This is a genomic window from Escherichia sp. AM3, from assembly GCF_032029835.1.
In the GTDB taxonomy this organism is placed as follows: Bacteria; Pseudomonadota; Gammaproteobacteria; order Enterobacterales; family Enterobacteriaceae; genus Escherichia; species Escherichia coli.
The window spans coordinates 1-1,404 of sequence record NZ_JAVUPQ010000291.1; the positions used below are offsets into that span (position 1 = coordinate 1).

Below are 1,404 nucleotides of genomic sequence, written 5' to 3' on the forward strand. Positions count from 1 at the left end.
CGGTGGAGCTGCATGACAAAGTCATCGGGCATTATCTGAACATAAAACACTATCAATAAGTTGGAGTCATTACCCCTGGCGTCCAGCACATCACGCGACTAGATGGGCATCTTATTCTTCTTTGCTTCAATCCTAGAGCTTCTTCCAGAGAGGATTTAAAGTCCATCATCTCAACCAGTGAGTTGTAGCCAAAGGATGCAGTGTGCAAATAGTGGTCGGCATCTCGTGGCGATGAGATTACGTAGGTGTACCAGTTTGTCAGCCCCTAAGAGCAAGAGTGTTCAGTCCGTTCTACATAAGTGCCGATTTTACACTGGCTTGCGGTTGGGATCACTTGCTTTGCCGCGTCATGTCCGCCAGACGTGAGGTGAAGGACGTTTTTTCTGGCAAAATAACCGTGGCAAAAGGTGATAAATAACAACATTTCTCATTTGACTGTTAGCATCCGAATAATAACTTTGTGAGCGGTCGGTGGTTTAGCGATTCGTGGCGATACCCTAAAGGCAGCCAATACCCTCCGGGACGGCGTAATTTTGCTTAAAGTTATATTTTTCGACAGCGGAACATTTAGCAAATGGGCAAAAATCGCGCCATGCTTTCCTTCGTTTTGTCTTTTATATCATAGACTTATTTTTGTTTAATGAATGTTTAAGATATGTATTATTTGAGTAATCTATTAATCAGTAGGCTTTTTTATTTTTATTCCCGGCGTCCAGCGCTATAATCTGCGGACGATTTTCTTTGTGGAATGTGCATTGTAGAGCATGAGTCGTTTATCCCACCTGTCGGAACATAGCGCCGCCGCCGTGTGCAAAGGGCCATCAAGCCTGAACGCGCGCGGTCTTCCTGGCGGTGAAGACGATGTCTCTTCTTATCTTTCCCCACGTCGTAAACGCTCCTTTCTGACGGTTGCCAGCATCGGCTGGGCGCCCGTTGCGCTTTTTTCGGTGGCGGTAAGGGCATGCGTTTTGCCCTGCGTAATTGAGAAAGTCCTGATGGTTAACCCGGCGGCAAATGCGGAAAGTGTGATGCGTTTGGCGGCCATGTGAGGGAAGATACATGTTAAAAGCAGAGATATGCCTGAAGGTATATCTCTGCTTTTAGGTTTTCAGGACACGCGTTCCGCCAGACTGTCATTGTTGCCGCTGACTGAACGATCTGCCGACAGCCTGAAGCGAAAGAGGGTGGCGCTTAGCCTGGAGCACGGGAGCAGTACGCATTTTGGTTGCGACAGCCAATGGCGGTAGCGTGCCTCAAAAAGGCCACGCCACCTGACGGTCGATTGATTGATAGTAAAATAAAGCAATTATTTATTTAAGGATCTCATTATGTTACTTCCTGTAATTATGGCTGGCGGTACCGGCAGTCGTCTCTGGCCGATGTCTCGCGAGCTTTATCCGAAAC

3 protein-coding genes are annotated in these 1,404 nt (G+C 47.5%); all 3 read left to right on the top strand.

The genetic code is table 11. The features are described 5' to 3' along the window. Positions 1–2 precede the first annotated feature (2 nt). Positions 3–59, top strand: coding sequence for an IS1 family transposase (locus tag RTW80_RS31755; protein ID WP_003032489.1), 57 nt, complete (start codon positions 3–5; stop codon positions 57–59). Positions 60–764: 705 nt separating this feature from the next. Next, complete coding sequence (locus RTW80_RS25210) at positions 765–1,049, top strand: hypothetical protein (protein ID WP_021543358.1); 285 nt, start codon at positions 765–767, stop codon at positions 1,047–1,049. A gap of 279 nt (positions 1,050–1,328) precedes the next feature. Further along, positions 1,329–1,404 (top strand): sugar phosphate nucleotidyltransferase (locus RTW80_RS25215; protein WP_162822687.1); only part of this gene is annotated, 76 nt, incomplete at its 3' end.